Origin of the sequence: Streptococcus sp. 2741, assembly GCF_013276315.1 — a bacterium.
Classification (GTDB): domain Bacteria; phylum Bacillota; class Bacilli; order Lactobacillales; family Streptococcaceae; genus Streptococcus; species Streptococcus pseudopneumoniae.
Genome location: NZ_VMKU01000142.1, coordinates 1 through 731, shown reverse-complemented (window position 1 = coordinate 731; position 731 = coordinate 1). Strand labels below are relative to the sequence as shown.

Here is a 731-nt window from a genome sequence, read left to right as displayed (position 1 = left end):
TCGATCCCGTTAACTCCCAAAGGTCCCGTAGTGTAGCGGTTATCACGTCGCCCTGTCACGGCGAAGATCGCGGGTTCGATTCCCGTCGGGACCGTTTGAAATAACGAAAGTTATTTTAGACTCGTTAGCTCAGTTGGTAGAGCAATTGACTTTTAATCAATGGGTCACTGGTTCGAGCCCAGTACGGGTCATATCTGCGGGTTTGGCGGAATTGGCAGACGCACCAGATTTAGGATCTGGCGCTTAACGGCGTGGGGGTTCAAGTCCCTTAACCCGCATTGAGATATAATAACTGAGCCGGCTTAGCTCAGTTGGTAGAGCATCTGATTTGTAATCAGAGGGTCGCGTGTTCAAGTCATGTAGCCGGCATTTTTAGATAGAAGAAAATAGTGCGAACGTAGTTCAGTGGTAGAACACCACCTTGCCAAGGTGGGGGTCGCGGGTTCGAATCCCGTCGTTCGCTTAGAGAGGCCGGGGTGGCGGAACTGGCAGACGCACAGGACTTAAAATCCTGCGATTGGTAACGATCGTACCGGTTCGATTCCGGTCTTCGGCATAAACTAATGAGCACCCTTAGCTCAACTGGATAGAGTACCTGACTACGAATCAGGCGGTTAGAGGTTCGACTCCTCTAGGGTGCATTTTTCTATTTAACTCGGGAAGTAGCTCAGCTTGGTAGAGTACTTGGTTTGGGACCAAGGTGTCGCAGGTTCGAATCCTGTCTTCCCGAT

At 50.6% G+C, this 731-nt stretch carries 8 tRNA genes; all 8 read left to right on the top strand.

The annotated features are described in order from the left end of the window. The first annotated feature begins 21 nt into the window (after positions 1–21). Positions 22–94, top strand: a tRNA-Asp gene (locus HT671_RS10760). 24 nt (positions 95–118) lie between these two features. Next, positions 119–191: transfer RNA gene (locus HT671_RS10755), tRNA-Lys, on the top strand. A 5-nt stretch (positions 192–196) separates the two neighbouring features. Beyond that, positions 197–278 (top strand) — tRNA-Leu (locus HT671_RS10750). Between the two features lie 18 nt (positions 279–296). Next, positions 297–369: transfer RNA gene (locus tag HT671_RS10745), tRNA-Thr, on the top strand. Between the two features lie 22 nt (positions 370–391). Beyond that, positions 392–463, top strand: a tRNA-Gly gene (locus tag HT671_RS10740). Between the two features lie 7 nt (positions 464–470). Further along, positions 471–556: transfer RNA gene (locus HT671_RS10735), tRNA-Leu, on the top strand. Between the two features lie 11 nt (positions 557–567). Continuing rightward, a tRNA-Arg gene (locus HT671_RS10730) sits at positions 568–641 on the top strand. A gap of 15 nt (positions 642–656) precedes the next feature. Next, positions 657–730, top strand: a tRNA-Pro gene (locus HT671_RS10725). Position 731 lies beyond the last annotated feature (1 nt).